A 24,827-nucleotide genomic window follows, 5' to 3' on the forward strand; every position below is an offset into this window, starting at 1 on the left:
GCTTATTATGAATCAGCGTCAGCAATCTTTGATTTACCAATTAATTGAAACGAATAATTATATCACAATAAAAAAGCTAGCAGAGCATTTCCATGTGTCGGAAAGAACGGTTCATAGCGATTTGAATGTCATCGAAACTTGGTTCAGGGACAAACAGCTGCCTTTGATGATTGAAAGAAAAAAGGGTACAGGAATCTTGTTGAATGGTCTGCCTCACGAAAAGGAACAATTGAAACGAGCACTTAATGAAGAGGCACAAACAGAAATGGATAAAAACCAGCTTCGTCAATTATTGATTTTCCATCTGCTAGTAGCAAAAGACGGATTTAGTCTTGAAGAGCTTTCAGAAAAACTATATGTTGGAAAACGTACGATTCGTAAAGAATTGACAGAGCTGAAAAGCTTTTTTGAGTACCATAATTTACAGCTAGTATCCAAAACAAAACTTGGCACTTTTCTTAAAGGCGATGAACAAGAAAAAAGACAGCTGCTTGTTAAGACGCTACGCAATATGCAGAAAGAAGATCCGCAAAGTCCTTCGTTGAAAGAATTTTTTGCCAAAGATACGTTAAAAGTCATCCAACATACATTAAAAGAAGTTTTCTATGAAAATCATCTAGAACAACCAGGAGGACTGGCTAGTGTAGAGATTCATATCTATTTTATGCTTGAGCGAATGAAACAGTACCAGAAAGTGAAATTAAGTAAAGACGAAAATGAAGTCGTTGAGCATACCCAAGCACAGCAGTTAAGTAGTCAGATCTTAGCAAAGTTAGCTACTATTTACCCAATTGAATTTTCTCCTGATGAAATCAATTATCTGGCTTTACGTATCGCCAATCTTTTTACAAACTCACAAGCAGCCACACGATTTCAAAAGGAATCTAGTACACTTGCTGATCATTTGATTGTACAAGTGGAGCAGTTTTTAGGTTATTCATTGAAAGAAGATCAGTTACTGAAACAAAACTTAAGGTCTCATTTATCTTCGACCTATTTTCGACTCCATTACGGCTTGCAGATTTCTAATCCACTGACGAAAAATGTATTTAGTACGTACACACAACTTTTTTTAGTTTTACAGTTGATTCTAGAAGATTATTTTGAGAAAGAAAATTTTTATGTTCCGCAAGATGAGACAGCTTATTTAACGATCCATTTCCAAGCGGCGATCGAGCGACACAAACATCAGAAAAGTAAAAGATACCAAGCCGTTTTAGTTAGTGAATATTCAAAAGCTATGGCTACTTTTCTTGAAGCACGGCTGAACAGAGAACTTCCGGAATTAACGATTATAGATTTAATTGAATATAAGCCAGAACTAGAGAGGGAAGACTTTCCACCTGTTGATTTTATTTTAGCTACATTACCGTTTAAACATGCAAATATTCCAGTAATCGAGATTTCACCAATGATCACAGAAACTGACCTGGCTTATCTGACAAAATATATGCTGGAACATGTACCTATCAAGAAGAAAAAAACGTTTGATCTAGCAAGCTTTACTCATCCATTTTTGATCTTTCCTCATCTTGAATGGGCTGATCCAGTAGATATTTTAAATTTTATGGGGAATGTCTTAGTAGAACATCATTATGTGGAGCCGGAATTCGTCGATTCTGTCTTGGAACGAGACCGTCACGCCAGTACTAGAGTGGCACCATTTGTAACGATTCCTCACGGTAATCCGCTGTATGTAAAACATTCGATGATTTCTATTGCAACAATGAAAGAACCGATCCTATGGCATGGGGAACAGATACGTATCGTGCTGCTGTTAGCAATAAAGAGAAAGGATTTGAAACATGCAGAGTTCAAAAAAATTTTTTCTGTTATTCACTATTTAGAAAAGCAACCAGAACAAATGGCACAGTTGATGCAATCCAATCATCCACTAGAGATTTTAACCTTGTTGTCTAGTTATGAATAAGCAGATATTAAAAAACTGCCTTTATATCTATAATAATTCTAACTATTTATTTAGAAGTAGAAAACTAAATACAAAAAAAGAGGATGTGGTCAAAGTTGTGTCACATCCTTAAATACAGGTTAGAAACAATCATTTTGAGTCAAAAAACAACGATGGAAAAGACTATTAAAAGAGATTAAGACATGGCAGATGATGAAGGAAGTAGGGGTATAGTAAGCCAATAGATTTCTTGAATATGATGCGAGAACAATTATTCGTCTTTTAAGAAAAAAAGTAGTAGAATCAGTTCATATTAAAAATAAAAAACCTTCCATTTTTGTAGGGTTGGAGGAGGTCACTACCTTGAAAAAAATCGGCTTTTTAAGCTTTGGACATTGGATGGAGCAAGGATCACTCGTGAAAACAGCTCAAGATGCTTATTTGCAATCAATCGATTTAGCAGTGGAAGCAGAAAAAATTGGAGTAGACGGAGCGTTTTTCCGCGTACATCATTTTGCCCCTCAGATTGGGTCGCCGTTTCCTTTGTTAGCTGCAATCGGCGCAAAGACGAATAAGATCGAAATCGGTACAGGACTTATCGATATGCGCTATGAAAACCCTTATTATATGGCAGAAAATGCCGGATTGACAGATATCATCACGCAAGGAAGAGTGCAACTAGGAGTGGGGCGTGGTTCACCTGAACAAGTCCTAGATGGCTGGAAATACTTTGGTTATGATTACAGTGAAGAAGAAATCAAAGAGGTAACACGGGAACGCACCCTTGAATTCTTGGAATTACTTGAAGGAAAATCATTTGCAGAACCAAATCCTCAACCAATGTTCCCACAAGGATCAGGAAAATTACGGATCGAACCTTATTCAGAAGGATTACGACAAAGAATCTGGTGGGGAGCTGGTTCACAGCAAACGGCAATCTGGGCAGCACAACATGGAATGAATCTGCAATCATCTACATTAGTCAATTACGAATCCCATGAGCCGTTCCATATCCAACAAGCAAACCAATTACGTGCGTATAAAGAAGCGTGGAAGCAAGCAAGTCATGATTTTGAACCAAGAACATTGGTCACTCGCTCGATCCAGCCAATCACCACTGATTTGGATCGACGCTTATTTGGACAAGACGGTAGTCCGCAACAAGATGCTGTCGGCTATCTTGCTTATCATCGGAACCCGACGATTTTTGGAAAAACTTTTGCAGGTGAACCTGATCAATTAATCAAGGAGCTAGCTGAAGATGAAGCAATCAAAGAAGCAGACACAGTACTTGTCACGATTCCTAATACTTTGGGGGTAGAATACAACATGCACTTGCTTGAAACAATCGTAAAAGATATCGCTCCAGAATTAGGTTGGCGGTAAAAAGGATATTTCTGTAAGTGCAGGATACTTGAGTGAAAAAATAAACACTTCTAATAATCAGTTTAAAGCAAACTCCAAAAGCTAGACTTGAAAATCTGACTTTTGGAGTTTTTTTGTGAATAAACATATAGATAGGGGTACTTATTTTGGATATTCCATTGAGCAGTGAAAATAAGATAAATGAAAAAATTGTTTGTTTATTCATCATTTAGAAAATATTCGATATACTCCGTTTAGTAGATAGAATCGGTTGATATCTGTGGGGTATCATTAGTGTTTTTTACTTTTGTCTCACGCTCTTTTTTGTCTCATTTCATATAAACAATTATTTACTTTGTACTATTTATTTCATTTCTGTGATTTTAATACTTTTTGCTAGATTTTTTACATCAGCTGGAATAACTTTCCCGACTTCTGATTGCTGTGCATTTGACATGCCGCAAGCCATTGCGTACCTTACACATTCTTTTAAAGGATAATTCTGTTCTAATGAATGAGCAAAACCTCCAACAGTGGCATCCCCAGAGCCTGTTGTATTAATGACAGGAATCTTAGGGATCTCAACATTCCAAAATTCTTCTTTTACTTTGACTACTGCACCATACGAGCCGCAAGAAATCATGATAACATCGATATCTTTAAATAAAGGATTTGTTTTTAAATGGTATTTTATATCGCTTTTTTTAGTAATTTTTTGATGGATGATATCTGAAAACTCATGGATATTAGGTTTGATAAACATCGGTTTATACTTACTTGCTAAGACTTCACGGAGATGTTGTCCAGATATATCCATTAATATATAGATGGAAGGATCTATTTGTTCTTTGATATATTGTAATAATTTAGCATACAAAAAGGGGTCTTGATTGTTGACAGAACCATTTATTGTAATGACTGAAAGGTAATTATTTGTGCTGATTTGTTTGATATCATTCATTAATTTTTTGATAGTAGTATCTGCTATTTCAGGACCAGCTTCCACTAGCTCTGTCTGCGTTTCACCATCATGCATGATGGTGACGGCACCTCTTGATTCTTCTGCAATAGGTAAAAAATGCAAATCAAACAAATTTTCATTTTGCAGCATATCTTGAATCATACCGCCAAAATAACCGCCCAAAAACCCCGTTAAAATAACTGATGAACCTAGTAAAGCAGAAGCTCGTCCGCAATTGATTCCCTTGCCGCCTACATAGCGTACCGGAGAAGCAAAGCGTGTCATCGTACCTAATTCAAAGTGTTTTGTAAAATAAATGGAATCAATGGATGGGTTCATCGTGATTGTCAGTATCATTTTTTGGCTCCTTTAATATGGTTAAGTATTTTGAATAATGATGGAAATCTTGTTCTGATAAATGATTATCGGTTATTAGATAATCAAAATCGGTTAATTTTCTAAAAGTATAGACATCTGATTTATTTAATTTTGAATAATCTGCAACAATACATTTGATTTTGGCTGCATTGAGCGCTGCATTTTGAATATTTCCCTCAATAAATTGAGCAGTTGTGACATTGTTTTCAAATATTCCATTTGTTGCAGCGAAAGAGATATCGACATTCAAACTTTCAAAAGATCTTTCTGCAACTTCCCCAATGAACTCTTCTGTAATAGGAGAAAATTCGCCACCAGTAAGTAAAATCCGATAACTAGTATGATTCTTCAAATAGTTGAAAGCAATCAAACTATTTGTAATTACAAATAGATTTTTCTTTTGAATGAAAGGGAGTGCATACAGGATTGTTGTACCGGCGCCTACATAAATAGTAGAATTATCCGGAATTATACTGTTCATGACTTGACCAATATATTTTTTTTCGGCTACATTCGTATCAATCTTTTCTTGAGTCGATAGTTCTCGATTATAAGGTTCCTTTCGTTCAACGCCGCCATACAGCTTTTTTACTTTATTTTTTTTTGCTAATTCAGTGACATCTCGGCGTATGGTCATTTCTGATACGCCTAATTTGTTAGCGATTTCTGAATTAGTTAAATAAAAATCTTTCTCTAATAACGTAATGATTCGTTCTTGTCTTTCTTTTTTCAACATATAAATTACTCCTTTAACATAAAAGTCAAGTTTTGTTCGACTTTGTTCTTCTTAATTATATAGATAAACGATTTTATTTTCAAGTAGATCAAATTTAACAAAATAAATTTCTTTTGAAAGCGTTGACAAAACTAACTAACAGAAATATAATATTCTTGTAAACAAAGATGAACTTAGTAGAACACGAAATTAACAAACTTAATCAAAAAGAGGGTGGAGAAATGGAATATAAAGAGATGTTTGTTCCTAGTCTGATTCAATTAGCGGTAGACGTAAAAAATAAAGAAGAAGCTTTTTTAATAGCTGCCCAACGATTAGAAAAAATGGGGTACGTCAATGAGAATTATTTGAATGGGCTAATTGCAAGAGAAAGAAAATTTCCTACAGGATTGATTACTAAGTATTTAAATATTGCACTGCCACATTCGGAATGTGAATATGTCGAAAAGCCATTCGTTTTTGTTATGCAGCTGAAGAACCCAATTTATTTTTATCAAATGGGGGATAATCAGGAAATGACTGTAGAAAATCTATTTTTTTTAGGAATCAAAGAACCAAAAGAACAAGTAGGATTACTTCAAGCGTTTATGAATTTATTCATGGATGAAACATTCGTAGAAAATTATAAGAAACAAGAAACACCGCAAAAAATATACGAACTTATTACAAATTATATTTAGGAGGAAGAAAAATGAAGAACCGGTTAATTGTCGCATGTGGAAGTGGCGTAGCAACGAGTCAGACAATCGCGAGTAAGATCCAAAGTATGTTAGAAGATGATGGCCTTACATTTCCTGTAGAAGCAGTTGATTACAAATCAATCCAAAATGAGCTTCCTACTGCTGGAATCTATGTGTATGTCGCACAGCCTGATGATGAAGTACTTGAACAAGCAAAAGATTTAGGTATTGAAGTATTTCCAGGAATTCCATTTTTAACTGGAATGGGCGTAGAACCTATTTATGACAGTATCAAAGAGTTAATACAGTAAAGGAGGATTGTTGGATAAAAAATTGTCTCGTAGTTTTTCTACTATATTTCAAAAGAAAGAAGGTTTATTTATGGAAGTCTTCCAAACCGTGATCAATTATGTTTTGAATTTAGGATCAGCTATTTTTGTTCCTTTGATTATTTTGATACTTGGATTATTGGCAGGGATGAAATTTAAAAAAGCATTCATGTCTGCATTGACTTTAGGGATCGCTTTTAGCGGGATGTCTATGGTCATTGGCTATATGTCTAACGCAGTAAGTCCAGCATCAGAAGCATTGGCTAAAAATACGGGAATCAGTTTGCCGGCGCTCGATCTAGGGTGGACGGGTGCAGCAAGCATCACATGGTCGTGGAGTTACGCTTTTATATTCTTTGCAGTAACGATTGGGGTCAATTTTGTACTCTTACTTTTTAATTGGACGAAGACGTTAAATGTTGATATGTGGAATGTTTGGGGGAAAGCTTTAACTGCTTATTTAGTTTATTATGTTTCTGGTAGTTTGGCTGCAGGCTTTCTTACAGCAATGGTTCAAGTTATATTGGAATTAAAGCTTGGTGATATGTTTCAGAAGCATATACAGGATCTCACAGGGATTCCATTAGTAACAGTGACTCATTTTATGACATCTGCCGCTGTCTTGTTGCTCCCTTTCAATATGATCATGGATAAAATACCTGCATTGAATAAACGAGCGGATACGAATGCATTGAAGAAGAAAATTGGGATCTTCTCTGAAAACTCTGTAATGGGATTCATTATTGGCTTGGGACTTGGCTTTGCTGCTGCGTACGGTGTCTCAGGTTCTCTTAATCTGGCAGTATAGACTGCGACTGCATTAAGTCTGTTCCCGATGATCTCTAAAATGTTCATGCAATCTTTGTCTCCTTTAGCAGACGCGATGTCAGAATTTATGAAAAAGCGATTTAAGGATCGTGAAGTATATATTGGATTGGACTGGCCGATATTAGCTGGTCGTTCAGAGATTTGGGTTACTGCTATTTTACTTGTTCCTGTGTTTATCGGTTATGCTATTATTTTGCCAGGAAACCAAGTATTACCATTAGCAGGGATCATCAACTATTCGATTGCGGTCGGCGGATTGCTTCTAACAGGAGGAAACTTGGCTCGTATGCTGATCCTGGGAATCCTCACGATGCCTATTTATTTGTACGGTGCCACTTATCTTGCGCCAATACTCAGTGATTTAGCAGAAAAAAGCGGAGCAGTTGAGGGAATCAAGAAAGGACAGTTGATCACATGGTCATCAATAGAAGGGCCGGAGTTCAGGGTTTTATTTGCGGAGGCATTTAATAGAAATATTCTCGCTATTGTAGGATGCGTAATTTTTCTAGGATTGTTTGTTCTACTTTATAAATATATGATAAAAGCGAAAGTCCCGAGCGAACGTTATGCTGAACTGCAAAAATAGCATCGAAATGGTGGGAAAGCAATGAAAAGAGAAGAGATAGAAAAAATAAAATGGACAGTCGTTCTTTGTGGTACACTTCTGCTATTTCTATATGGACTCTTTAATCAGAATATCATCATCAATCTATTGGTTATTTTTTTCGCACTAGTGATCTATAAATATGGAAATCACGTTTTATTCAGAGAGTACGATGAAAAAAGAAAACAGAAAATAGAAGAATCAATGAAAATAAAAGAAGCTACCAAAGAAATATTGAGAGAAAAAAGTTTTATAAAAAGATAATGGAGGGGTCATTATGTCAGATGGACGTATGTTATTTGAGAGAGAACGACAGGACATGGCACGTATCGTAAGAGTGATTTTCGAAAGGAAAAATACAAATGTCGCAGGAGGGAATTTTTCCTTTAAAACCACTGATGATCAAGGAAAAGACTACATTATCATGACACCGACCATGATGTCAGAAGCCTATCTTGGAGAGATTTCTCCTGCACAAGTTCTAGTAGTAGAACCAAGAACGCGTAGAATCGTTGATGGAGTCGGTCATTTAACTCGTGAAATCAATATGCATGAAGCGATGTACGAGACTAATCCAGCAATCAAAGCTGTCTTGCATGCACATGCGCCTAATGCAATGTTCTGGGCGACTACTGGGTTGCCTATGCCTAATTTGACAGAAGCCACAGCTAAAGTAAAAGAGATTCCTGTCATGGACTTTGAGCCTAATTGCTCTGAAGAACTTGCTGAATTGACAAGCGATTATGTAAAAACACATGATTTAGAGTTGCCCCATATGTTATTACTCAATTCACATGGCGTATTGATCAACACAGGTGGAGAATCAGGAATCGAAGCTATCCATAAAGCACTGCAAATCCTTGATACAGTCGAATGGAATGCAGAAATCGCTTATAAACAGACGATTTTCCAAGCACTAGGGATTACTGATGGGTTTTATTCGAAAGGTGAGAAAATCGGCAGATTGGAAGATTTGAAACATAAAACGGCTATTTATAATAAATCTGTTATTACAGCTAGCGGAGACTAACCTATCTGGCAAAAAAACTACGACTTTCACACACTATGATCCAGATTGATGTCTGCTTCAGGTTGTGTCATATAAGTCGTAGTTCTTTTCTTTTATTTAGTTAGAAGATGCTCTGTCCATTCCCTCGCTTGCTCGATTTCGTCCATCGTCAACTGATGACCTGTTACAGTTAGCTGAATCGTCACATTTGCTTGGCGTGTTTCGAATTGATCGGCCAATTCTTTAAAGGAAGCAGGGGAAACGATTGGATCGTTATCACCATAAGAAAGCCAGACGGTTTTATCCTCTAATGTGGAACGGCTTTGATGGACACCTAGAGACATTGGATGGAAAAACAACCCTTTATTTAGCATGGTCTCACGCTCCAATAATAAATGAGCAGCGATGTTTGCGCCATTTGAATAGCCGACAAGCAGCCAATCGCTTAACGGTATCTGTTCTGTTTCGCTGATATCTTTGATTTTTTCATGGAGCTTATCTGTTTCTTTTTCCAAACTGTCCAGGTCGAATTGATTCAATCCATTACGCTTGAAAAAACGATTCATCCCATCTTCTTGGACCGTGCCACGAAAAGAAAGCAACGTACTGTTTGGTGCAAGAAAGTGAGCGATATCCAGTAAAGAATGTTCATCGCCACCTGTGCCATGAAGTAAGATCAAATGCTTGCCACTTGTTCCTTTTTCAAAAATGTAGGACATTTTGTTCCCTCTTTTCTGTTTCTATAGATGCAAATGAAGTGGCATGAAGAGATTATTCACGTTTTTTATTTGCGTCACTTGTATCGAAAGGACGGACATAGGCTTCAATGGCTTCACGACGTTCTTCTAAGAATGGAGGAAGAGATAGTTTTTCTCCAGCGGATTCTGCTGGTTCATCTTCAAGGAATCCAGGACCGTCAGTTGCTAGTTCAAACAGTACGTGATGAGCGGCTAGGAAGTACTCAGATTGGAAATAGAAACGATCGACGAAACCAGAATTTGGCAATTCAATCTTATTGATTACTTGAATCCAGTATTCCAATGCTTCTTTGTCTGCTACACGCAATGCTAAGTGATGGATATTTCCAAATCCTTCGATTGCTTTTGGCAAGTCTGTCCGATGTTCAATAATGATGCTTGCACCATTTCCGCCTTCACCGATTTCAAATAAGTAGAAATCTCCTGAATGGTCTGTTTCTTTGAATCCTAAGATTTTTTCAAGAATCAAGCGGATATGCTCTAATTGACTGACACGGACAAAGACAGGTCCAAGTCCTGTGATTGCAAATTCTGTCGGTACATTGCTGTTTTTCCAAGGAACGCCAGCTGCTACACCTTGATTGTTTTCGTCAGAGATCAATTGATAATATTGATTATCAAAATCTTCAAACTCGATATATTTTTTGCCGAAACGTTCATTGATTGCTGAATGAGCGACATCATATTTTTCAAATCGTTCCAACCAAAAGTCTAATGCAGCGTCACTTGGCACACGGAAAGAAGCACGAGAGATCGTATCTGTTCCTTTTTTTCCTTTTGGCTGATTTGGGAAATCAAAGAAAGTCATATCTGTTCCTGGTGCACCAGTATCATCTGTAAAGTAAAGATGGTAAGTTTCGATGTCATCTTGGTTAACGGTTTTTTTGATTAAGCGCATTCCTAAAATATCTGTAAAAAAGCGGTAGATTTTTGTTGCGCTAGATGTCATTGCTGTAACGTGGTGAATTCCTCTGATTTGTGTATCCATGATAAATTTCCTCCTGTTAACTTACAAAAAGTAAGTGATTGATTTAGACATAGTATAGAGGGTGCATCTTTATTTTGCAATTAATTTGTCTTCTAAAGTATCAGGAAGGAATCAAGAATGAAAAGAGGAGGAACGGATCAATAAAATAAAAAAACTTACGACTAGCTGTATCGATTTCAAAAAAACTAGCTTTAAAAAACTAACTTTAGAATCATTACGGGTGGTCATAAGTCTTTTTATGATTAGATGGAAACGAGCTTCTGAAAGTACTTGGTAAATGTTATTCAAAAGATTGTATCTGTGACAATCAATCGACTCAAAACTAAGCGGCTTTTTCACAACCTCTGATCCACGGTGTTCAAAAGCCAGTTTCTCGGTAGTAAGTCAAATTTATGCAAAAATGAGGAAAGCCATTTTCACAAAATTTTTCTTACTACTCGAAACTAAGCGACTTTTTCACAACCTCTTTGGTTAAGTTGAACGCACATCCAGCACAGAATAGTTCCGAACATCAAATCGGTTTCGGCTGGAAGAATATTCAATCGGCTGGCCATCTTTGAGATAGACGACTTGCTGAACTTCCAGTACAGGATCGTTTTCTGCACAGTTCAAATATTGCTGATCATATTCATCACTTTTATCTGCAGAAATAGCACGATAAGCCCCTGCAAAATGGACATTCAATTCTTGATGAAGATGATCATAGATAGAGGCTAACAAATGTTCTTTTTTTAAACCCGGCACAAGATGAACTGGCATAAAGGTATGCTCTAAAACATACGGCTCGCCATCTAAGATCCTTAACCGGTGAATATTGTAGACAGGTTGCTCGGCATCGATCATCAATCGTTCTTGGATATATTGATTAGGGAATTCAACATCAAAATGAATGATTTGACTCTTCAAAGAACGATTTCTGCGTTTCATTTGGAGGCTCAAACCTTCATACTCGTTAGCGGGCGATGTGTCTTTTTGCATGAATGGATGATTCAAAATTTTCGTTCCTGATCCTCGCTGCGAATAGACAAGTCCTTCCATCGCTAAGATATTGATGGCTTTTTTGATTGTCATCCGGCTCGCACCAAATTCTTTTACCAAGTCCACTTGATTAGGCAAAAAACTATCGGGAGGATACTCTTTTGAACGGATTCGTTCCCTTAAAATATTTGCGATTTCTTCGTATTTTGGCACGTTATTCACCTCTTCTAGAGTATAACGAAAGATTATGCTTCCGACAACTCGAAGTAGCATCTGGAACATTGTTTATTCGAAAAAAGAGGATATGACAAGTTTCTTGTCACATCCCCTTAATGATCCATTAAGCAATATCTAAATCTGGTTGTTTATCTAATACTTTCAAGAACGGGTACCAGATAAAGGCAACGATGATAAAGTCGATGACTTGCAGCATACCACCAAGCCATGAATTTGTTGCTAAGATACCGCTTGCAATGATTGGCACAGTCCATGGAACTGAGACGCCAGTTGGTGCAGGGACAAGTCCAGCAGCCATTACCAAATAATTGAACGTCGTTACGATTAGAGGCGCTACGACCCAAGGAATAAGGATTGTTGCATTCAATACGATTGGTAGACCAAAAATCGCTGGTTCATTTACATTGAAAATACCAGGTGCTAAAGCTAATCGACCAACATCACGATACTGTTTCTTTTTAAGAACAAAGGCCATCAATAAAACGACAGCTAAAGTCATTCCAGAGCCACCAATACCAACAGTGAAGGTTTCCATGAATGGTTTTGTGATGATGTGCGGTAATTCTTTTCCATGTTGATAAGCTTCTAAGTTATCAAGCATCAGTGTATTCCAAATCGGGTCCATTACAGAGTTGACGATGATTTGCCCGTGAAGTCCGAAGAACCATAAGAATTGGACAAAGAACAAAGCAATCAATGTTGCAGGTAAACTACTTCCCAAACCAGTTAATGGTTTTTGGATCACTTCATAAACGACATCATGTAAGTTAGCATTGAAAATACCAGTCATCACAGCGTTGATTACTAAGAAAACAGTTAGTGTGACTACAGCAGGGATCAAAGCGGCAAATGATTTTGTTACTGCAGGTGGAACTCCATCAGGCATTTTGATCTGCCAACCGCGTTTCGTGATTCTGCAGTAGATTTCTCCAGCCAAGAAAGCAGCGATCATTCCAATGAACATTCCTTTTGCGCCAAGACGATCAAGTGAAAGAACACCAGTTACATCTTCACCACCAACGGTTTTCATTGCAAAAGGCGTAAGAATCAAGAAGCTGGCAAAAGACACGGCACCACCGAAAATACCTTCAACGTCATAAGATTTTGATAAATAATAGCCGATACCAAAAGTAACAAAAACCGACATGATGCTCATTGTTGCATTTTGCCCATTACCGAATAAGTTCGATAAAGTTCCCTTTGTTGCGTCACTGAAAAAAGGCAAGTTATTGATAACGACAACAATCGAACCGAACATTGTTAAAGGGAAGGAAAGCATAAACGCATCCCGTAAAACTGTAAGGTAACGATTTTGCCCTAATAAATTAGCTAAGGGCATGATTTTCTCAGAAAGCTTGTCCATAAAACCGTTCATTTTTATTCACCTCAAATTTATTTGCAATCGATTACATACAAAGTATAACGCCGAATATTTTAAATGTCTAGTCATTTTTATAAAAAGTATTGATTTATTTTTTTAGGTTCGTTATGATTACGATATCAAGAAGAAAAGAGAGGAAGTACAAAATGAAAACCTACACATTTCCAGAAAATTTTTGGTGGGGTTCTGCTGCTAGCGGACCGCAAACAGAAGGAAGAGTAAGTAATGACGGGAAAGGAGAAAATATTTGGGATCATTGGTATACATTAGAGCCTGAAAAATTCTTTAATCAAGTAGGACCTGAAAAAACTTCGCAAGTTTACACAAAATACAAAGAAGATGTTCAGTTAATGAAAGAAACTGGCCATAACACATTTCGTACATCTATCCAATGGAGTCGTTTGATTCCAGAAGGGACAGGTGAAATCAATCAAAAAGCTGTTTCTTTTTATCGAGATTATTTTACTGAATTGCTGAACAATGGTATCGAGCCTTTTGTAAATCTTTACCATTTTGATATGCCACTGTCCTTGCAAGAAAAAGGCGGATGGTTATCAAGAGAAACGGTTGACGCTTATGTTTCTTATGCAGCCGCGTGTTTTGAATTGTTTGGAGACCTAGTCAAAAAATGGTTTACTCATAACGAGCCAATCGTGCCTGTAGAAGGAGGCTACTTGTATCAATTCCACTATCCAAATCATATCAATATGAAAGAAGCGGTCCAAGTAGGCTATCATGAGAATTTAGCAAGTGCAAAGGCAATCAAAGCCTACCATGAAGGTTGTCATGATGGTGAGATCGGAATCATCTTGAATCTGACACCAAGTTATCCGAGAGATGAAACGAACCCAGAAGATGTAAAAGCGGCGAAGATCGCTGACGCATTCTTCAACCGATCATTCCTTGACCCTGCAGTGAAAGGCGAGTTTCCACAAGAGTTGATCGAGATTGTCAAAACATTGGGGATAATACCTGACATTCATGAAGGAGACTTAGAACTCATCAGAGAAAACACAATTGACCTGTTAGGAATCAATTATTATCAGCCTCGTCGGATCAAAGCAAAAGAAACACCGATCAATCACGAACAAAGCCCCATGCCAGATGATTATTTTGATAATTACGACATGCCCAATAAAAAAATGAATCCATATCGTGGATGGGAAATTTACGAAAAAGGCATCTATGATATTTTAACGAATACAAGAGAAAACTATGGTAATATCAAATGCTATATTTCTGAAAATGGGATGGGAGTCGAAGGAGAAGAACGTTTTGTTAACAGCGAAGGCATGATTGAAGATGATTATCGGATCGAATTTGTGACGGATCATTTGAAATATGTCCATCAAGCAATCCAAGAAGGAACGAATTGTGTGGGTTACCACATGTGGACATGTATGGACAACTGGTCATGGACAAATGCTTACAAAAATCGCTATGGCTTTATCGCTGTTGACTTGGAACAAGACGGCAAACGCACGATTAAAAAATCAGGTCGCTGGTTTAAAAAGGTCTCTGAAAAAAACGGATTTGATGCCTGATATTTTTTGCTAAAACGTTCACAAAATGTTTGTCCTAACGCTGTAATCGTGCTACACTAACAGTGAAGGAGGCGTTTACAATGGTAGACACTTATCGCAATATTTTAGTAGCAATTGATGGTTCTGAAAAGGCAGAAAAAGCATTTCTTGAGGCAATCACGATTGCCAAACGAAATCAAGCAACGTTGCACATCCTGTATGTCAATGAAGTAACAGGCAATTACTTTGGTGATTTTGCATTTGTTACAACAAGCCTGCAGGAAGAATTGGATGAGGTTGCGGAAAATCAGATGAAAGAACATCGAAACTTGGCAATCGAAAAAGGCCTGACAGATATCGAGACATATGTTCTTTACGGTTATCCAAAGACACTGATCGCTAATTTCCATGAATCGAAAGAACCAATCGATCTGATTGTCATGGGGGCGACAGGTCTGAATGCGGTAGAACGTGCACTAGTAGGCTCCACTACTTCCTATGTAGTCAACCACGCATCATGTAACGTCATGGTTGTAAAATAAATTAAGGGAACAGAAAGCAAAAAAGCATAACGCTTCTTTTGCTTTCTGTTCCTTTTTATTTTTTGCAAAAAATTACTTTACCTGATGAAGTAATCATGCTATGCTGATTACAACGACAGATGGAGTAATATGGAGGAAAGAACATGATTTCAAGTGATGGAATACGCGGATACAATGATGCGATTATTTTATCGATCCTTAACAAAAACGATTCTTATGGATACGAAATTTCTAAAACGATCCGTGAGAGGACAAATGATTCCTATGTAATCAAAGAGACGACACTTTACTCCGTTTTTGCCCGTTTAGAAAAGAATCAATTGATTGTTTCGTACCCTGGTGAAGTGACCCATGGGAAAAAACGGACCTATTATAAAATCACTGAAATAGGACGTAATCTTTTAGAAGAAAAAAAGCAAGAGTGGCTGACGACGAAAGACGTGGTCGATCAATTTTTGGAGGGAAAGTAAATGGATACAATCCGTAATTATTTAGAAAGTCTTTTTATCGGAGTACCCCGAAGTACCGAGATAGAAAAGCTGAAAGCTGATTTGCTGGCAAATATGGAAGATCATTATCATGAATTAATGGGAGAAGGGAAAAATGAACAAGAGGCCATTGGTACAGTCATCTCGACATTTGGTTCAATCGATGAATTATTAGAAGAATTAGATGTCAAAAAAGAAAATCCAAGTCCCGAGACAGAATCAAATTCAGCTTTGATTTATTTAAGTGAAGCGGAAAACTACTGGAAAGAATACAGAGCAGCAGGTCTTCAAGTAGCGTCAGGTGTCCTATTCACTTGTTTATCCTTTGCAGGATTTCTGTTCTTTTGTTCAACAGGCTATGCATTCATGGGTGTTTCTTGTCTGATTTTCGGTATAGCATTAGCTGTCGGTTTTTTCATCGCTTCTGGTATGAAAATCACCCGCTTAAATCACTTTTTTTATAATAGAAAAATACCTGAAAAAGTATTAGCAGAAGCAAAAGAAAAAGAAGAAGCGTATCAGCGAAGTTTTGGCTTCTCGTTGATTGCAGGAATCGGATTATGTATTTTTTCACTTTTCCCACTTTTTGCTTCGATTTTGTGGTATATGGATGGTAGTATCGGTGCCTCTGGATTTTTTGTTACCGTAGGAACGGGTGTCTTTTTGATTATTTATGGCAGTCTTGTCCGTCATTCTTATCGTCAGTTCACTCAAAGCACTTATTCGTGGTAAGTGTGCGCAAATTTGAACACCGTGAGTCAGAGGTTGTGACAGAAGTAGTTAGCTACAAGAATTAGCTTCAAGAAATTTTGGCTTATTTTTCGTAGAAGCTACTTCTGGAACACTAGTTATTCGAAAAAATGACTGTGACACTTTTTTGTCACAGTCATTTTTATATAGAATAATTTAAAAATTCATCATCTAACTCCATAGAATTGTCTAAATCGCTTACCCACGTGAAATCGTTATAGACAGATTTGAGCTGGCTTCTGCGCCATTGAACAGGGATAAAAAGACGCATACTATCTTCATTGAACCCGACTAATAATTTTTTTCCGTCAGTAATGATAGGACGTTGCAACAAAGTAAAATGTGAGACGATTAAATCGACAAGTTCTGAGGTCGTACATTGGTCGATTTGATCTTTTAAATTTTTATAATCAATCGAGCGTTTAGCTAATAGATCGTCAAATCCGTTTTCTGTTAATGATAATAAATAAAAGATTTCTTTTCTGGTTAAAGGCTGTTTAGGCGTGAAAATTCGTTCTCTGTAAGGCATTTGATGGTCTTTCAGCCAATTTGCCATCAGATGGTAACTATGTGTACGAGAAGAATAGATCGTAAGCATAACAAAACTCCTTAAATTTTCCATTAATTTGTTCGATCTGTTGAGATAAATAATAGGTAAGGAGCTGAGCACAAGCGTGAAACAACCCAAACATCAATAGAAATAACTTTCTAAAGTCTTAAATTTGCGACGAGAAACAACTAGACTAATAGAAGGAATGTCTCAGCCATTTGGCTTCCTGTTTGTTTTTCTTGCTTATGCTGCAGCTCCTCGGGAAAGGGTTCTAACAATTTGAAGAAGGTTGATGATTGATCTAGTTTCAATTGTGTGAAATTTGAAATCTGGTGTTTTTACTAGATGAATCATCTAACAACTATGATTATAACTTATAGAACTGTTGTTTTGCATTCTGTTTTGTTATAGTTGTTATAAAGTTTTATTTTATTACAGAACCTATTTAGTTAAGAGCGTATAGTTAAAAGTTAAAATTGCTGATTCACATAGAGTTTATGACTTCTTGGAAATTCTTTTTCAATCAGTTTTTTCATCTGTTTATGAAATTCTTTTTTTTCAGTAAACATAAAGGTTTGGGTATCGTAACCTTCTTCATGTAGGAAATAGATTATTCCTTTTTCTGTGTTTTGCGTATAAGCTTTTATACTCCTGTCTTTTTTGAAAGAACAGATCGTATAGTTTTCTATTTGGTCTGGGAGACGTTTGATTTTCTTCAAAATGACTTTTTTATCCTCAAGTTTCATTTTTTCACCTGACTTTATTTTTTATCATATGGAAATCATAGCGCCATTGGTTATATGAAAACAAGAAGGATACTGAAATATATATAAATCGAATAGCGGGTATTTGTTATTAGAATAACTAGTCCAAATAAATGACAACTATTTTCTGATTTATTACAAATGTTTTTTCAAATAAATTTGATTACCAAGAAAAGGTAGTGGTATATTTACTGAGGGATACTTTGAAAAACATATGATAGAAACAGTAACAGCATCATGAAAAAATTTTTTTATAAAAATGGAGGGATTGATTTGATGGAAGAACAGTATGTACAAGCAATGACGATCGCAGGATCAGATAGCGATGGAAGCGCAGGGATGCAAGCAGATATGCATACATTCTTTACAAGAAGTGTTTACGGTGTTTCTGTCATGACCGCATGTGTTGCAGGAAATTCTTACGGAATCGGAGCAAGTGTGACCTTGCCAACCGATTTTATCGATAAAGAATTTGAACTGATTGCAGAGGACTTTCAAATACGTGCAGCTAAAACAGGTATGCTAGCAGATTCAAATTTGATTGAGACAGTTGTAAAAAATTATCAAAAATATGATTTTGGTCCATTAGTCGTGGATCCCGTGATCGTAACGAAACATGGAAATCTTTTACTAGAAGAATCTGCTTTACAAAGCTTGAAAGAAAAACTTGTCCCTTTGGCAGAAGTACTGACACCTAATTTTTACGAAGCAGAAAAGCTGACTGGACGGACATTAGCAACTGAAGAAGATTTTGTGCAAGCAGCAAAAGAACTGCAAGATATGGGTGCGAAAAACGTCATGATCAAAGGACATCATGCAAAAGATGCGCAGCAAGAAACAGTCAACGACTACGTATTGCTTGAATCAGGAAAATCATTTTGGCTGAATGCGCCATTTTATCCTACTGACCGGATCAATGGAACTGGCGATTCGTTATCTGCATGTATTGCAGCCGAATTAGCTAAAGGAAAAACAGTAGAACAAGCAATCCGATTGGCAAAAGACTATGTAAACCGTGCGATTCGTGAAGAAATAAACGTAGGGCATAAATATGGACCAATCAATCATTGGGCAGCCGGTGAATTAGAGTAAAAGAAAGAGGTTGTGAAAAATTCGCTTAGTTTCGAGTATTAAGAAAAATTTTGTGAAAATGGCTTTCTACATTTTTGCATAAATTTGGCTTAATACCGAGAAACTGGCTTTTGAACACCGTTTACCAAGAGGTCGTGAGCCTGCCGTCCAGCTCCGAGTCATAAGGAACAAGTTCAAAAAACAGCTTCTCATGTTTGATGAATATTGTGACTTGTGATCGAGGAGTTGGCAGGAGAACACCGTTTATTCGGAAGAAGGGACTGTGACAAGATTTTTGTCACAGTCCCTTTAACCTTAGTATATTTTTCTCTACTTGAATGGAAAAATTATAAGATTGGAGAAAACAATCGAGAAATTTGTTGTTTGAATAACAGCCAGTTAGACATTTCCTTCACTGTTTCAGTTGTCATTGGTGAACAATGTGTCTCATCTTCTTTGAACTGAGTAGCAAGCTCTTCTAAAAACTCAGGATCGTAAATGACAGCACTTGTTTCAAAATTCAATCGGTAGCTACGAATATCTTGATTTGCTGAACCTACCATGCAGATTTCATCATCCATTATTAATGTTTTTGCATGGAGGAAGCCATTCTCATAGACAAGGATCTGTACATTTTCCTTGATGAGCTGACGAGCATAATATTGTGTTGCTCGATAAATAAAAGGATGATCCGGTTTATTGGGGATCATGATTTTCACATCGACACCAGAAGCAGTTGCGATTTTCAAAGCAGCAATGACACTTTCATCAGGAACGAGGTAAGGTGTCTGTATCCAAACACGTTTTTTAGCAGAAGTAATCAATTTGATAAACGAAAGCTTGATTTGTTCTCGTTCGTTATTTGGTCCGCTTGAGACAAGCTGGATGGACGTATCAGCAAGTTTGGATTCATCTCGATCGGCTTTTTTAAAGAAATAATTCAAATGATAGCCGACCTTTTTTTCTTCAGACACTGAAACGTTCCAGTCTGTTAAAAAACGAAGTTGAAGTAAAGAAGAAGCAGCACCGAAAATTCGTATATGCGTATCACGCCAATAACCGAATTTTTTTGTCGTATTTACATATTGATTGGCAATATTGAAACCACCGGTGTAACTGATCTTTCCATCGATCACAACGATTTTTCGGTGATCATGGTAATTCAATCGGAAACGAAGCAATGCTTTTTGCGAGGTAACAAATGTATGGACATGTCCACCATTTTTGATTAGACGATTGAAATCTTTTGCTTTTGTGCCATGGGAGCCAAATGCATCATATAATATACGAACTTCTACGCCTTCTGCGGCTTTTTCTTCTAAAACGCGTAAGACTTGCTGACCGATATTATCTGTCACAAATGCGTAATATTCGATATGGATCGAATGTTTGGCTTTTTTTAGATCTTGAAGCAGTGAATCTAATTTCTTTTGTCCGTCTGTGAGAAGAGTGACAGAATTCATTCTTGTCAGCGGCATACGATTTAATGAAGAGAAGAAGTCGACAAATTGTTGTTTGTCTTTGTCGCCCATGTCAGGATCGTAATGTTCAATGGTATCTCCTCTAAAAGACTGAAAGTTTTCTAATTCTTTCAAGTCACTTTGTCGGAGATAGAATTTTTTCTTATCCGTTAATCCACGTCCGAAAAATAAATATAATACAAAACCCACCCCAGGAAGGGCAAACAATACTAAGAGCCATGCCCAAATAGCTGCTACATCTCGGGGTTTAATCAAGATCGCCACTAAAGCAATAAGTGCATTCAATAGATAAAGGGCGGATATAATACTAGATACCACAAAAATGTTCCTCCTTACATACAATAACATTAGTATAGCATGATAGAAGAAAGAAGCCTACCAAGGTGAATATACTTTTCACTATTTTCATGAAAATGTAGGTAAATCGGGCTAAAGTAGTTGCTTTTTGTAGTTTAATAAGGTAGGATATTAGTACAGTTGAATATCTCCTTAGGGGAGTAACCGGCAACATTTTGTTGCGATAATATCAACAGTAAGTTAACCAAATGGTTTTCTGGTATTGTATGAAATGGTGAGACCTAAGACAAATGCGCATTTGTCTTAGGTCTCTTTTTTTTCAGACAGGACTAGGACCGAGATCAAAAAATGGGGGATGAAATTTGGAAAACAAGGAACAAGCACAACGAGCGGTCTATAAAGAAACGATCGATTCGTTGATGCAGCAAACGCAGAGCTCAACCGATGGATTGAGCACCACGCAAGCGAAGGAAAAATTAGAAAGAGATGGCTTGAACCAGCTAAAAGAAAAGCCGAAGAAGCCAACTTGGAAATTGTTCTTAGAAACCTTCAAAGATGCAATGGTTATCGTATTGCTGATTGTCGCACTTATTCAGATGGTCATGGGAGATTACATCGAATTCTTAGTTATTTTTGCAGTGTTGATGTTGAATTCTATCATCAGTGTTGTCCAAACAAAAAAAGCAGAAAGTTCTTTAGAGGCATTGAAAAATCTTTCAGCACCTGATGCTCGAGTGATTCGTGACGGTAAAGAAAAAACGATTCCGGCAAACGAACTTGTCGTAGGGGATATCGTGTTGTTAGACGCAGGCGATTATGTACCTGCTGATGGACGATTACTGGATGCAGGTTCATTAAAAGTAGATGAAGGCATGCTGACAGGAGAGTCGACTTCCGCAGAAAAAGAAGTAATGGATATCACAAGTACTGTTCCAATCGGTGATCGTACGAATATGGTATTCAGTGGAACAATCGTAACTTACGGACGCGGTAAATTCTTAGTGACTTCAACTGGGAACAATACGGAGATCGGACAAGTTGCTGGTCTTTTGGAATCAACAACTGAGCAAGTCACTCCGTTACAACGAGGTCTGGATAAATTCAGTAAAAAACTAAGTCTGGCTATTTTGGCATTATCTCTATTGATTTTAGGTATCCAATTGTTCCGTATTTATCTTGGAGAAGGTACAGGAGATATGACTGCAGATATCGTGAGTGCAGTGATGTTTGCCGTAGCCGTAGCCGTAGCTGCTATTCCAGAAGCATTACAGTCTATCGTAACAATCGTGTTATCTTTGGGAACGAATAAAATGGCGAAACGTCATGCCATTATCCGAAAACTTCCAGCAGTTGAGACACTTGGCTCGACAAGTATCATCTGTACAGATAAAACTGGTACATTGACACAAAACAAAATGACAGTTGTTGACTACTTTTTAGGGAATGGCGATACTGGAGATTTCACAAACGATCCTTCAAAGTGGACAGCTGACGAACGCCGTTTGATTGAAATCAGTGTCTTAGCGAATGATGCATCGATCAGTGAAGACGGTACTAAATTGGGCGATCCCACGGAAGTAGCGTTTATCGATTTTAGTGAAAAACTAAACCAGCCTTATCAGGAAATTCGAAACAACTACCCAAGACAAGCAGAACTTCCTTTTGACTCAGATCGAAAATTGATGTCTACTGGACACACGATCGATAACGAAAATTACTTATTTGTCAAAGGTGGACCAGATATCGTCTTCCAACGCAGTAAAAAAGTATTACTGAATGGCGAAGTTGTTCCGATGACGGATGAATTGATGAAAAAATTCCAAGAGCAAAATGAAGCTTTTTCAACACGCGCATTACGTGTACTAGCTTTTGCTTACCGTCCACTTGATAATTTTGATTTATCATTTGAAGATGAAGATGATTTGATCCTGGTTGGTTTGCTTGCTATGATCGATCCTCCACGTGCTGAAGTCACTCAAGCGGTGACAGAAGCAAGAAGTGCAGGAATCAAAACGATCATGATCACTGGTGATCACAAAACAACAGCTGTTGCTATCGCAAAACAAATCGGGATTTTTGAAGAAGGAAACTTAGCTCTGACTGGAACGGAATTAGATGAATTAACAGAAGATCAACTAAACGAAGTTTTAGAAAAAGTGACCGTTTATGCACGTGTTTCTCCTGAAAATAAAATCCGTATCGTTCGTGCTTGGCAAAATAAAGGTCATATCTCCGCTATGACAGGTGATGGCGTAAATGATGCACCAGCATTGAAACAAGCAGACATCGGGATTGCTATGGGAACTGGTACAGATGTGGCAAAAGATGCAGCAGCGATGGTATTGACTGATGATAACTTTGCTTCTATTGTCAGCGCAGTAGAAGTAGGACGTAACGTGTTTGATAATATCAAGAAAGCTATTTCTTATCTATTTGCCGGAAACTTAGGTGCGATCATTGCGATCATCTTTGCCTTAGTTGCTGACTGGTCCAATCCATTTACAGCATTACAACTGCTGTTCATCAATTTAGTCAATGACTCACTGCCAGCGATTGCATTAGGTACAGAAAAAGCAGAACCCGCTACGATGAACCGTCCGCCAAGAGATCCAAATTCAGGAATCTTTACGGACAAAACATTGATTTCTGTAACGTATCGTGGTGTACTGATTGGGATTGCTGTTATCTTCGCTCAATGGCTTGGCATGCAGCATTCACCTGAATTCGGTGTAGCTATGTCATTTTCAACATTGATTTGGTGTCGGACACTGCAAACATTCCCAGCACGTTCAAATACACAAACAGCTATCCAAGCAGGGTTCTTCTCTAACAGAAGTGTCTTACTAGCTGTAGTTGTATGTAGCGCGCTTTACTGCTTAACAATGATCCCAGGACTGAAAGAAGTCTTCTCTATCCCATCAGCATTTGGATTGACAGAAGTCTTTACATGTATGGGAATCGCTCTTGTGACAATCATCTTGATGGAAATCACGAAATTGATCATTGTACGAGTACAAGGAAATAAATAAAACGAATCAAGGAGGTAGTGACAGAAGTGGTCAGCTTCAAGAAATAAGAAGGAATGTACGAAAATTGCTTCTCAAATTTTTGTGGCATTTCGGCTTATTTCTGAAGAAGTTACTTCAGGAACACCGTGTATCAGAGGTTGTGAAATCAGCGTTCTGATCTGAGTATTAGAGAAACAAACGGAAAAATAGTTCCTCATATTTTGCCGTTTGTTGAGCTAATGCCGAGGGTCAGCTGATTGAACACCGTTTATTCGGAATAAGGGACTGTGACACGACGTTTGTCACAGTCCTTTTTTATTTATAATAGACGGAAAGTAAAACATTTTTTTATTCATCAAAAGAGATATAATAGATGAAAGAGGAGAACAATTTATTCTGAAAAGTGAAAACATCTAACAAAAATCAAAAAGTAAGAGGGATTCAAATGAATGAAAAAGAATGGGATGATTTTGCGGAAGAATATTATGAAATCCAGCAAGAATCACAAACAACTATTGCAGAAGATGTAAGAGAATATCTGAAGTCGGAGAAAGTCCTGCCTGCTGAAATAGTAGCAGATGTTGCCGGAGGATCTGGCAGATTTATTTCTTTAGCAAAAGAAGTTAATCACTACGATTTGATCGATTTTTCTTCAGGAATGCTAGCAAATGCAAAAAAAGAAGCAGAGAAAATTGACTTGTCAAATGTTTCCTTTATCAAACGATCATTAGAAGAATTTATCCAATCCAGTGAGACATATGAAGTGGTTTTTACAGCAGCGAACCCAGCTTTGACACATCCCAATCAATTAGAAAAACTGATGAAAAAGGCAAGCAAATGGTGCGTGATAATGAGAGTAGTGGAATCAATCGATGATATTTTTTATCCTATCGAAAAGCAACTAGGAATGATAGAAGAAGATCCTAATACAACCCCATTTATCATGGATCAATTTGAATCATATTTAATTGATAAAGGAATCAAAGTAAAGAAAAACGATTTTACTTATTTTGCACAGGAATCAATTACTGAAGAGTGGATGAAGATGTACTATGAAGATTACGCAAAAGATCCTGTTGTGACTAGATATATTCGCAAACTATTCAGTGAAAAACAAGAAATCATCAGTACGACTAGGTTGACCTATCGATTGCTTCTCTGGTCCAATGACAAAAAAAAATTCCCCCACATTTCGTGAAGGGATCTTTTTTA

The 24,827-nt window shown here is 37.2% G+C and carries 22 protein-coding genes and 1 pseudogene; 14 read left to right on the forward strand and 9 right to left on the reverse strand.

The features are described 5' to 3' along the window. Nucleotides 1-7 precede the first annotated feature (7 nt). The gene (locus OZZ83_RS08215; RefSeq protein ID WP_002309660.1) at nucleotides 8-1,930 is read left to right on the forward strand and encodes a BglG family transcription antiterminator; all 1,923 of its coding nucleotides are present in this window, start codon (nucleotides 8-10) and stop codon (nucleotides 1,928-1,930) included. Nucleotides 1,931-2,272: 342 nt separating this feature from the next. Continuing rightward, nucleotides 2,273-3,295: an LLM class flavin-dependent oxidoreductase gene (locus OZZ83_RS08220; protein ID WP_002309658.1), complete on the forward strand. Its 1,023-nt coding sequence runs from the start codon at nucleotides 2,273-2,275 to the stop codon at nucleotides 3,293-3,295. Between the two features lie 343 nt (nucleotides 3,296-3,638). Here the strand turns inward: OZZ83_RS08220 and OZZ83_RS08225 are convergent, their stop codons facing one another. Next, the gene (locus OZZ83_RS08225; RefSeq protein WP_002309657.1) at nucleotides 3,639-4,592 is read right to left on the reverse strand and encodes a 1-phosphofructokinase family hexose kinase; all 954 of its coding nucleotides are present in this window, start codon (nucleotides 4,590-4,592) and stop codon (nucleotides 3,639-3,641) included. Further along, nucleotides 4,558-5,349 (reverse strand): DeoR/GlpR family DNA-binding transcription regulator, encoded by a 792-nt coding sequence (locus OZZ83_RS08230; protein WP_002309656.1) that lies wholly within the window; start codon nucleotides 5,347-5,349, stop codon nucleotides 4,558-4,560. Before OZZ83_RS08230 ends, OZZ83_RS08225 begins: the two co-directional genes overlap by 35 nt. Before the next feature lie 221 nt (nucleotides 5,350-5,570). On the opposite strand from OZZ83_RS08230, the gene OZZ83_RS08235 reads away from it, so the two are divergent. From OZZ83_RS08235 to OZZ83_RS08255, 5 genes and pseudogenes are all read left to right on the forward strand, one after another. Then, nucleotides 5,571-6,029, forward strand: a complete 459-nt coding sequence (locus tag OZZ83_RS08235) for a PTS sugar transporter subunit IIA (protein ID WP_002309655.1) — start codon at nucleotides 5,571-5,573, stop codon at nucleotides 6,027-6,029. Between the two features lie 11 nt (nucleotides 6,030-6,040). Then, nucleotides 6,041-6,340 carry a PTS sugar transporter subunit IIB gene (locus tag OZZ83_RS08240; RefSeq protein WP_002309654.1) on the forward strand — a complete coding sequence of 100 codons (300 nt, stop codon included), beginning with the start codon at nucleotides 6,041-6,043 and terminating at the stop codon, nucleotides 6,338-6,340. 70 nt (nucleotides 6,341-6,410) lie between these two features. Beyond that, a pseudogene (locus tag OZZ83_RS08245) lies at nucleotides 6,411-7,772 on the forward strand (PTS galactitol transporter subunit IIC). Between the two features lie 21 nt (nucleotides 7,773-7,793). Continuing rightward, complete coding sequence (locus tag OZZ83_RS08250) at nucleotides 7,794-8,054, forward strand: hypothetical protein (protein ID WP_252707329.1); 261 nt, start codon at nucleotides 7,794-7,796, stop codon at nucleotides 8,052-8,054. Between the two features lie 13 nt (nucleotides 8,055-8,067). Further along, nucleotides 8,068-8,820, forward strand: coding sequence for a class II aldolase/adducin family protein (locus tag OZZ83_RS08255; RefSeq protein ID WP_002291817.1), 753 nt, complete (start codon nucleotides 8,068-8,070; stop codon nucleotides 8,818-8,820). A gap of 92 nt (nucleotides 8,821-8,912) precedes the next feature. Here OZZ83_RS08255 and OZZ83_RS08260 read toward each other — a convergent pair whose 3' ends face one another. From OZZ83_RS08260 to celB, 4 genes are all read right to left on the reverse strand, one after another. Then, nucleotides 8,913-9,518 (reverse strand): alpha/beta hydrolase, encoded by a 606-nt coding sequence (locus OZZ83_RS08260; RefSeq protein ID WP_087062995.1) that lies wholly within the window; start codon nucleotides 9,516-9,518, stop codon nucleotides 8,913-8,915. A 52-nt stretch (nucleotides 9,519-9,570) separates the two neighbouring features. Continuing rightward, nucleotides 9,571-10,545 carry a ring-cleaving dioxygenase gene (locus OZZ83_RS08265; RefSeq protein ID WP_049142556.1) on the reverse strand — a complete coding sequence of 325 codons (975 nt, stop codon included), beginning with the start codon at nucleotides 10,543-10,545 and terminating at the stop codon, nucleotides 9,571-9,573. 471 nt (nucleotides 10,546-11,016) lie between these two features. After that, nucleotides 11,017-11,736 (reverse strand): GntR family transcriptional regulator, encoded by a 720-nt coding sequence (locus OZZ83_RS08270; protein ID WP_002309645.1) that lies wholly within the window; start codon nucleotides 11,734-11,736, stop codon nucleotides 11,017-11,019. 127 nt (nucleotides 11,737-11,863) lie between these two features. After that, nucleotides 11,864-13,135, reverse strand: coding sequence for a PTS cellobiose transporter subunit IIC (celB, locus tag OZZ83_RS08275; RefSeq protein ID WP_278023707.1), 1,272 nt, complete (start codon nucleotides 13,133-13,135; stop codon nucleotides 11,864-11,866). Nucleotides 13,136-13,287: 152 nt separating this feature from the next. Between celB and OZZ83_RS08280 the strand changes: the two genes are divergently transcribed. The 4 genes from OZZ83_RS08280 (at nucleotide 13,288) to OZZ83_RS08295 (ending at nucleotide 16,426) form a co-directional block, all read left to right on the forward strand. Further along, the gene (locus tag OZZ83_RS08280) at nucleotides 13,288-14,685 is read left to right on the forward strand and encodes a glycoside hydrolase family 1 protein (protein WP_002309643.1); all 1,398 of its coding nucleotides are present in this window, start codon (nucleotides 13,288-13,290) and stop codon (nucleotides 14,683-14,685) included. Nucleotides 14,686-14,765: 80 nt separating this feature from the next. Beyond that, a complete protein-coding gene (locus OZZ83_RS08285) occupies nucleotides 14,766-15,206 on the forward strand; it encodes a universal stress protein (RefSeq protein WP_002289467.1) in 441 nt (146 codons plus the stop codon). A gap of 143 nt (nucleotides 15,207-15,349) precedes the next feature. Beyond that, nucleotides 15,350-15,676 (forward strand): PadR family transcriptional regulator, encoded by a 327-nt coding sequence (locus OZZ83_RS08290; RefSeq protein WP_002291828.1) that lies wholly within the window; start codon nucleotides 15,350-15,352, stop codon nucleotides 15,674-15,676. After that, nucleotides 15,677-16,426: a permease prefix domain 1-containing protein gene (locus OZZ83_RS08295; RefSeq protein ID WP_278023706.1), complete on the forward strand. Its 750-nt coding sequence runs from the start codon at nucleotides 15,677-15,679 to the stop codon at nucleotides 16,424-16,426. Nucleotides 16,427-16,586: 160 nt separating this feature from the next. Here the strand turns inward: OZZ83_RS08295 and OZZ83_RS08300 are convergent, their stop codons facing one another. Both OZZ83_RS08300 and OZZ83_RS08305 read right to left on the reverse strand, forming a co-directional pair. Beyond that, a complete protein-coding gene (locus OZZ83_RS08300; RefSeq protein WP_002316150.1) occupies nucleotides 16,587-17,042 on the reverse strand; it encodes a Spx/MgsR family RNA polymerase-binding regulatory protein in 456 nt (151 codons plus the stop codon). A gap of 422 nt (nucleotides 17,043-17,464) precedes the next feature. Beyond that, complete coding sequence (locus OZZ83_RS08305) at nucleotides 17,465-17,740, reverse strand: hypothetical protein (RefSeq protein WP_002309639.1); 276 nt, start codon at nucleotides 17,738-17,740, stop codon at nucleotides 17,465-17,467. 294 nt (nucleotides 17,741-18,034) lie between these two features. Between OZZ83_RS08305 and thiD the strand changes: the two genes are divergently transcribed. After that, the gene (thiD, locus tag OZZ83_RS08310; protein ID WP_002309637.1) at nucleotides 18,035-18,850 is read left to right on the forward strand and encodes a bifunctional hydroxymethylpyrimidine kinase/phosphomethylpyrimidine kinase; all 816 of its coding nucleotides are present in this window, start codon (nucleotides 18,035-18,037) and stop codon (nucleotides 18,848-18,850) included. A gap of 326 nt (nucleotides 18,851-19,176) precedes the next feature. Here thiD and cls read toward each other — a convergent pair whose 3' ends face one another. Continuing rightward, complete coding sequence (gene cls, locus OZZ83_RS08315) at nucleotides 19,177-20,658, reverse strand: cardiolipin synthase (protein WP_002348259.1); 1,482 nt, start codon at nucleotides 20,656-20,658, stop codon at nucleotides 19,177-19,179. Between the two features lie 311 nt (nucleotides 20,659-20,969). Here cls and OZZ83_RS08320 point away from each other — a divergent pair, with 311 nt between their 5' ends. Together OZZ83_RS08320 and OZZ83_RS08325 are read left to right on the forward strand one after the other, a co-directional pair. Further along, complete coding sequence (locus OZZ83_RS08320) at nucleotides 20,970-23,636, forward strand: cation-translocating P-type ATPase (protein ID WP_002345042.1); 2,667 nt, start codon at nucleotides 20,970-20,972, stop codon at nucleotides 23,634-23,636. A 424-nt stretch (nucleotides 23,637-24,060) separates the two neighbouring features. Next, nucleotides 24,061-24,813 (forward strand): class I SAM-dependent methyltransferase, encoded by a 753-nt coding sequence (locus OZZ83_RS08325; RefSeq protein WP_002309632.1) that lies wholly within the window; start codon nucleotides 24,061-24,063, stop codon nucleotides 24,811-24,813. The last annotated feature ends 14 nt before the right edge of the window (nucleotides 24,814-24,827 follow it).

The sequence above is a fragment of the Enterococcus sp. E5-162 genome (genome assembly GCF_035725965.1).
Lineage (GTDB): Bacteria > Bacillota > Bacilli > Lactobacillales > Enterococcaceae > Enterococcus_B > Enterococcus_B lactis.

Bases quoted from the DNA above. Each gene is read 5' to 3' on its own strand.
- OZZ83_RS08285 (WP_002289467.1), top strand. From the start codon at position 14,766: ATGGTAGACACTTATCGCAATATTTTAGTAGCAATTGATGGTTCTGAA.
- thiD (WP_002309637.1), top strand. From the start codon at position 18,035: ATGGAAGAACAGTATGTACAAGCAATGACGATCGCAGGATCAGATAGC.
- OZZ83_RS08230 (WP_002309656.1), bottom strand. From the start codon at position 5,349: ATGTTGAAAAAAGAAAGACAAGAACGAATCATTACGTTATTAGAGAAA.
- OZZ83_RS08255 (WP_002291817.1), top strand. From the start codon at position 8,068: ATGTCAGATGGACGTATGTTATTTGAGAGAGAACGACAGGACATGGCA.
- OZZ83_RS08215 (WP_002309660.1), top strand. From the start codon at position 8: ATGAATCAGCGTCAGCAATCTTTGATTTACCAATTAATTGAAACGAAT.
- OZZ83_RS08260 (WP_087062995.1), bottom strand. From the start codon at position 9,518: ATGTCCTACATTTTTGAAAAAGGAACAAGTGGCAAGCATTTGATCTTA.
- OZZ83_RS08305 (WP_002309639.1), bottom strand. From the start codon at position 17,740: ATGAAACTTGAGGATAAAAAAGTCATTTTGAAGAAAATCAAACGTCTC.
- OZZ83_RS08235 (WP_002309655.1), top strand. From the start codon at position 5,571: ATGGAATATAAAGAGATGTTTGTTCCTAGTCTGATTCAATTAGCGGTA.
- cls (WP_002348259.1), bottom strand. From the start codon at position 20,658: ATGTTATTGTATGTAAGGAGGAACATTTTTGTGGTATCTAGTATTATA.
- OZZ83_RS08295 (WP_278023706.1), top strand. From the start codon at position 15,677: ATGGATACAATCCGTAATTATTTAGAAAGTCTTTTTATCGGAGTACCC.
- OZZ83_RS08265 (WP_049142556.1), bottom strand. From the start codon at position 10,545: ATGGATACACAAATCAGAGGAATTCACCACGTTACAGCAATGACATCT.
- OZZ83_RS08225 (WP_002309657.1), bottom strand. From the start codon at position 4,592: ATGATACTGACAATCACGATGAACCCATCCATTGATTCCATTTATTTT.
- OZZ83_RS08280 (WP_002309643.1), top strand. From the start codon at position 13,288: ATGAAAACCTACACATTTCCAGAAAATTTTTGGTGGGGTTCTGCTGCT.
- OZZ83_RS08250 (WP_252707329.1), top strand. From the start codon at position 7,794: ATGAAAAGAGAAGAGATAGAAAAAATAAAATGGACAGTCGTTCTTTGT.
- celB (WP_278023707.1), bottom strand. From the start codon at position 13,135: ATGAACGGTTTTATGGACAAGCTTTCTGAGAAAATCATGCCCTTAGCT.
- OZZ83_RS08290 (WP_002291828.1), top strand. From the start codon at position 15,350: ATGATTTCAAGTGATGGAATACGCGGATACAATGATGCGATTATTTTA.
- OZZ83_RS08300 (WP_002316150.1), bottom strand. From the start codon at position 17,042: ATGCTTACGATCTATTCTTCTCGTACACATAGTTACCATCTGATGGCA.
- OZZ83_RS08240 (WP_002309654.1), top strand. From the start codon at position 6,041: ATGAAGAACCGGTTAATTGTCGCATGTGGAAGTGGCGTAGCAACGAGT.
- OZZ83_RS08325 (WP_002309632.1), top strand. From the start codon at position 24,061: ATGAATGAAAAAGAATGGGATGATTTTGCGGAAGAATATTATGAAATC.